Source organism: Ruminococcus sp. J1101004sp1_RTP21198st1_B9_RTP21198_201120, from assembly GCF_040924245.1.
Taxonomy (GTDB): domain Bacteria; phylum Bacillota; class Clostridia; order Lachnospirales; family Lachnospiraceae; genus Blautia_A; species Blautia_A faecis.
Genome location: NZ_JBCOMI010000063.1, coordinates 1 through 5,516, shown reverse-complemented (window position 1 = coordinate 5,516; position 5,516 = coordinate 1). Strand labels below are relative to the sequence as shown.

8 protein-coding genes and 1 pseudogene are annotated in these 5,516 nt (G+C 37.1%); 2 read left to right on the top strand and 7 right to left on the bottom strand.

Annotated elements, in window-relative coordinates; translation table 11 throughout:
- Positions 1 to 124: 124 nt before the first annotated feature.
- Together AB5618_RS21105 and AB5618_RS21100 are read left to right on the top strand one after the other, a co-directional pair.
- Positions 125 to 274 (top strand): S24/S26 family peptidase, encoded by a 150-nt coding sequence (locus AB5618_RS21105; protein ID WP_264474390.1) that lies wholly within the window; start codon positions 125 to 127, stop codon positions 272 to 274.
- Positions 237 to 383 carry a S24 family peptidase gene (locus tag AB5618_RS21100; protein WP_264474389.1) on the top strand — a complete coding sequence of 49 codons (147 nt, stop codon included), beginning with the start codon at positions 237 to 239 and terminating at the stop codon, positions 381 to 383. Before AB5618_RS21105 ends, AB5618_RS21100 begins: the two co-directional genes overlap by 38 nt.
- On the opposite strand, the gene AB5618_RS21095 is transcribed toward AB5618_RS21100, so the two are convergent.
- The 7 genes and pseudogenes from AB5618_RS21095 to AB5618_RS21065 all read right to left on the bottom strand — a co-directional run.
- Positions 316 to 1,020, bottom strand: coding sequence for a carbohydrate ABC transporter permease (locus AB5618_RS21095; protein WP_227199259.1), 705 nt, complete (start codon positions 1,018 to 1,020; stop codon positions 316 to 318). The genes AB5618_RS21100 and AB5618_RS21095 overlap by 68 nt on opposite strands.
- 206 nt (positions 1,021 to 1,226) lie before the next feature.
- Entirely contained in the window at positions 1,227 to 1,547 is a 321-nt protein-coding gene (locus tag AB5618_RS21090) for a nucleotide pyrophosphohydrolase (RefSeq protein WP_148463785.1), read from the bottom strand.
- Between the two features lie 14 nt (positions 1,548 to 1,561).
- On the bottom strand, positions 1,562 to 3,316 hold the full coding sequence (locus tag AB5618_RS21085; RefSeq protein ID WP_177999040.1) for a DNA/RNA helicase domain-containing protein: 1,755 nt from the start codon (positions 3,314 to 3,316) through the stop codon (positions 1,562 to 1,564).
- Between the two features lie 25 nt (positions 3,317 to 3,341).
- Positions 3,342 to 3,773, bottom strand: coding sequence for a flavodoxin family protein (locus tag AB5618_RS21080; RefSeq protein WP_368367044.1), 432 nt, complete (start codon positions 3,771 to 3,773; stop codon positions 3,342 to 3,344).
- 39 nt (positions 3,774 to 3,812) lie between these two features.
- Positions 3,813 to 4,505, bottom strand: a complete 693-nt coding sequence (locus AB5618_RS21075) for a Crp/Fnr family transcriptional regulator (protein ID WP_148463782.1) — start codon at positions 4,503 to 4,505, stop codon at positions 3,813 to 3,815.
- A gap of 229 nt (positions 4,506 to 4,734) precedes the next feature.
- A pseudogene (locus AB5618_RS21070) lies at positions 4,735 to 4,947 on the bottom strand (ATP-binding cassette domain-containing protein); the annotation flags it as partial.
- Between the two features lie 165 nt (positions 4,948 to 5,112).
- Positions 5,113 to 5,516 (bottom strand): class I SAM-dependent methyltransferase (locus AB5618_RS21065; RefSeq protein ID WP_368367043.1); only part of this gene is annotated, 404 nt, incomplete at its 5' end.

The following is a 5,516-nucleotide window of genomic DNA, read 5'->3' as shown; positions in this document are numbered from 1 at the left end:
TATTAGACTCAACTGACGGAACAGCAGGTCTTACACCTTACGGTAAGACAATAAATGTAGTGACTTTCAAGTCACACAAAACAGTTCATATCACTATGCAGGATCTGCTGGTACTGGAAATTACCTGGAAGATTCTGTAAAAGAAACCTATGACGTAGGACATCTTGCTCCTGAGCAGACGGACTTTGGCGTACGGATCTCCGGTGACAGTATGGAGCCACTTTATCATACAGGCGATGTTGCATGGATTCAGAAAAAAAGATTCTCTTGCTAATGGTGAAATTGGAATCTTCTATCTCAACGGCAATACTTACATCAAGGAATTACACGATGAACCAGATGGTGTTTATCTGATCTCTTTAAATCAAAATCACCTGTACTAAATGCCTTATAATACATCCAGGTCAGCACACTTTCTGTTTTATGTCCTGGATTTCCATCTGTGATCATTTTAATCGATGTAAACACATTAAATCCACCAATGGTGAGCATTACCAGTGCAAACAGGATCGTTCCTTTTATGGAAGGAATTGTCACATAGATAAATTTGGCAATGGTTCCGGCACCATCTAATGCTGCAGACTCATATAAGTCCCTTGGAACAGTCTGTAAAGCAGCTAAAAAGACTACCATATTCCAGCCGATTCCCTTCCAGGTTCCCAAAAGCATTGCAACGCTCATGCCGCCCCACCGACTGTCCAGCCAATGGATGTTTCCACTGGTCAGATGTATTACTTTGGTAAGAAAATAGTTTAGCAATCCTTCCGTGTTAAAAACATACTTGAACACTAAGGATGCAATTACCCATGAAGTAATAACGGGAAGGTAATATGCCACTCGATAACTAATGGAAAATTTATTAATATTGTTTATGAGCATTGCGATCAGAAGTCCAAGTATCATTTGTGCTGGTACTGTTACCAATGTATACACAATGGAATTCGAAAATGCCAGGTGAAAATATGGATCCGTTAAAACCTCTTTATAATTGGCAAATCCGATGAACTCCTGATCAAACATAGAGCCAAAATCCCATTTGAAAAAGCTTGTGATAAATAATTTTACGATTGGATAAATGGTAAAGAATCCAAAAATCAAAATACCTGGAAGGAGAAGAAATCCAATCTGGAGACTGTGAGAAAAAGTCTGTAAATAAGATTCTTCTATGATATGCAAGGGTGGTGAGCTTACAGTTTGAGCTATTCACCCTTGTTTTATCTTTGATGTTACAGTTCCGTATATTTTGCAGCACTACCTTTTGCTTTTTCTACCGGATATTTTGCCTCATTCTGATCCATCTTCATATTTACGATCTCATCTGCATCCAGTCCCAACTTATCCAACAGATTTTGAGAATATATAAGTACATCTGCCAATTCTTCCTTCACATGTTGAAGATTGAAATTATCATCACACCACTGAAAGCACTCAAGAAGCTCTGCTGCTTCAATAACAATTGATTTTGCAAGATTTGCCGGTCCATGAAACTGATCCCAGTCTCTATCTTCTGAAAATTTTCTAATTCTATCTATTGTTTCTTTATTCAATTCCTCATACCTCTCTATTCTACGGCAGCTAATAATGCTTTTCGCAATTCTTCATCACAAGCATAAATAAACAATCCATTGACTCCTCTTGTCATAAGGACTCTTACTTCATGCCGGAGCAACTCTTCACCAAATTTCTTCTTTGTCCCATCTGACAAGGTACGTTTTCTGACAGCTTTTGTATTACAACTCGAATCTGGATCAAAGACAATTCTTCCATCCTTATATTTTACAGATGGACCTAGAATTACACCTGCATAATTCAGATCAAAACCTTGAATTGTAAATGTAGATCCTACCTCTCCGATTGTCTGTTTCTGCTCTGCCCACGCTAGTTTCTTATTATAACGTTTTTGTTTTGGAGACAATTCAGATTCCAGTTCTCTATTCCATGGCTTATGCCATCCATTGATAAGAACTTCCCAGTATTTACTCAGACGTTCAGTTGGATCGGTTTTGGCATTATATTCCCAGTCATATGTTGCAATCAAACGAGATAACGACGATTCCTCTTTGTCTGCTAATTTACATATTTCTTCATCCAGTTTTTCTGGCGAAGAAAAGATTCGAATACTATAGTCAATAGTAGGTTTCGGCAAGGGAAGTATCTCTTTTCTCTTTGTAAATCCATCTATCCAGTTTAACATTTCTTTCCCTGCATGCATTCTTAACTGGTTTTTAAGCACAATATAATTCTTATTCTTCTTGGCTTCTTCTCTGTATTTGTCAAGTATTTGTGACTCCCAAAATTGCTCCGTTGTTAGAATCTGATTCTCATCAAACATAACAACTGTTACCCTGGCGCGTTCAATTATATCCTGCAACTGATTATCACCACGATATGACTGTTTACCCTGTGTCCAAAGCAAATGAGCCTCATCAACAAAAGCTATATCTACTGGATTATTCGGAGAATGTGTATTTATAAATCGTGTTGGTTTAGAAACCACTTCTCCATATTTATCTGTTAAACCTAATTTTTCAGCGATCTGCTCATATACCGTAATTTGTTCATCATGATTAATGATCAGATTACATCTCAGATCATCCAAACCATTTTCCTCTGCCAGACAACATATTTCATAAAATGTGCTGCTGTTTAATACTGTTTTTCCAGTTCCTGCTTCGCCTTCTACAAAGATTAATTGACCTGCAGCACCTATGGATAAAGCCATTTTCACACGTTCAATTATTTTATCTCTTGCCTGTAACTGTTCCTTTGTTAACTTATGTAATGGCGACGCTTTAAAGATTGCAGAATCATGTATCATGCTTTCAGTTGGAAAAAGATCTTTATTATCTTTCCGAAGGCCTCTCCAGATTTTTGAAAAAATCCTGTCCAATTCCTCCATAGGATAATAATGATTCTGTGGATTTCCTCGAAGATTATGAACTTTTCTTACCTTAGGTACACTGAGCATATAATGCATCAAACGATTTTCAACATCTAATGTCATAGATTTGTTAAAATGTTCATGACCGATAATATACAAGGCCGCAGATTTTCCTGTTATTCTGTTTTGCCAGGAATTTGCATTATAAAGTCCGGTCTCATAATGCTGTCTTGTACGTTGAATCACATTATTTGATTCTCCTATGTACACCTCATACTCATCAGATTCTTTCCAATTATGGATATATACAGTTGGATACGATGTTATTATTTCCTGTACGTTTTCATCCGAATAAGAGCATAAATCCTCTTCAAATATTTTTAATGACTCAGGTGTATCATCTATTTTACGAATGATTGGATTTGCAACCTCCATTTTACTGCTCCTCTTCTTTACGTGTTTATAAGTCTTTTACAAATTCCACTGCATATTGGATATCTTTATCATCTGGATGTCCTTTTGCAATACCTCCGACCAGTTTGAACGGACCAAATGTATCGTATCCTTTGCATCCAAATTTACCCTCTACGCTGGCATGTTTTTTGTTCAAAATCTGCTCTATGGATTTATAATTCGCACTTCCACCATAAGTACAGATCAGGAAGACCTTTTTGTCATCTGGTAAATTCTTTTCAGCAAATTTCAACATCGACTGATGAAACTTTGAAAAATAGATTCCTGATGCAAACCCGATCATATCATAACTGCTCAGATCTGCATCTGACTGTTTTTCTGCATCAATCAAATCTACCTGACACTCTTCTGCTATGCTTTTTACTATTTTTTCTGTATTTCCATGATGCACCGATGCATATACGATTGCTTTTCTCATATCTACCCTTTCTGTCAGTTCAACAATAAAATTATACCATCATTTGTTAGTTTGTAAATCTGTGTCATTACAAGCAATCAACTCAAAATGATTTCGATTTGTTTTTATAAAGCCTTCTTTTTGTAACTTTGATATCTCCGTAGACATTGCTGCACGATCAATACAAAGATAATCTGCCAACTGCTGCCGATCAAAGGGAATATCAAAAGATAACGACGAATGTCTGATGGATTCTGCCGACAGATATGACAATAGTTTATCCCTTGTTGTTCGTTTGCCAACATGTGTAATCTTATCGTTTAGGATCAGTATCTTATTTGCCAGAACACTGACCAGGTTACTGATCAACTTCTGATGATGCTCACATGCAGTTGGACAAGTGACCAGCAACCTCTGGACATTTAGAAAAATAATCTCACAATCCTCATCAGCTACCACACTGATATTCAAAACAGCCCCCGGTCTTGCTGCATATGGTTCTCCAAAAAAATCTCCGGCATGACATTTCGACAGAATATTCCGATGTCCCCAGAGGTCTTCCTGAATAACAAGAACACAGCCTGACGCCGCAAGCCCCATTAACTCGGTAGAATCTCCTGCTCTGAAAATAGATGAATCCCGTTCTTTTGAAATTACTGTTGCATTTACACAATGCAATATGGATAATATCTCGTTATCATTAAGACCTTTAAAAAATGGGCTACTTCTTAGAATAGGTAAATATTTTTCCAAAATCGTTCCTCCTGTTTGAAATCAAACATACAAGTTGTATTTATCATACTATACTTTTAGCAGAAACAAAAGGTAAATACTATAAACGGAGGATTAAAAATGTTTTATTTTCAATGTGAACAGACAGAGGGAAAAGGAATCAACATCTATACTCATGGTGAAATTGATGATGAGAAGAAAGATTTCACACCGGTTATTGAAAAAGCACTGGAACTGGAAGAAATCGGTGGTCTGCCTGTTCAATCGTCACCAGTCTGTGTGCAATGGTTACTATGGTTTTTTCTTTTGTAAGTTCCGATATAGCTGCCTGGATCAGATGTTCATTTTCCGGGTCTACACTGGCTGTTGCTTCATCCAGTATAATAATTGGTGCATCTTTTAGAATCGCTCTTGCGATGGAAATGCGCTGTTTTTCTCCACCGGACAGCCGTTTTCCTGCTTCCACTGGTGGTATTTCTTTGTGTTAGTTTTATCTGACCTTTTCTATTATCTTAACATGAGAATCGAGCATTATCCAGACCTGAACGGACGGCAATAATCCATTTAGACAAAAATAAAGTTCCAGACTTATTATCTGAAACTTTATTATAAATCCAGCATCATTGCATTACTTCACACAACGGAAATATACCATAGAACCGTCAACATGGATATCCATTTCTTTATATAGTTTTTGAAGGATATCTCTCAGCTCTTTCTCCGTCTGAAACGGTGGAGAAAACCACCCTTTCTTTGCAAGAATATTTTTTACCAGCCAATCTGTCCGTTTCGATTTTCCCCTGATATAAAAACAGGCAATGAAATTGCCGCCTGGTTTCAAAACACGCCATATTTCATGAAATGCTTTTTGCTTGTCAGGAAATGCATGAAAACCATTCATACTGACAACGGTATCAACAGATTCATTCTCCATTTGCAGATTCCCCACATCACCCTGAATACATTTGATATGTGCATGACTGCCAAGTCTTTTTCTGGCTTGATCAAGCATATCTATGCTGTAATCAAGGC

Excerpts from the sequence above, each read along its gene's own strand:
- AB5618_RS21100 (WP_264474389.1), top strand. The coding sequence starts at position 237 with ATGTTGCATGGATTCAGAAAAAAAGATTCTCTTGCTAATGGTGAAATT.
- AB5618_RS21095 (WP_227199259.1), bottom strand. The coding sequence starts at position 1,020 with ATGTTTGATCAGGAGTTCATCGGATTTGCCAATTATAAAGAGGTTTTA.
- AB5618_RS21085 (WP_177999040.1), bottom strand. The coding sequence starts at position 3,316 with ATGGAGGTTGCAAATCCAATCATTCGTAAAATAGATGATACACCTGAG.
- AB5618_RS21080 (WP_368367044.1), bottom strand. The coding sequence starts at position 3,773 with ATGAGAAAAGCAATCGTATATGCATCGGTGCATCATGGAAATACAGAA.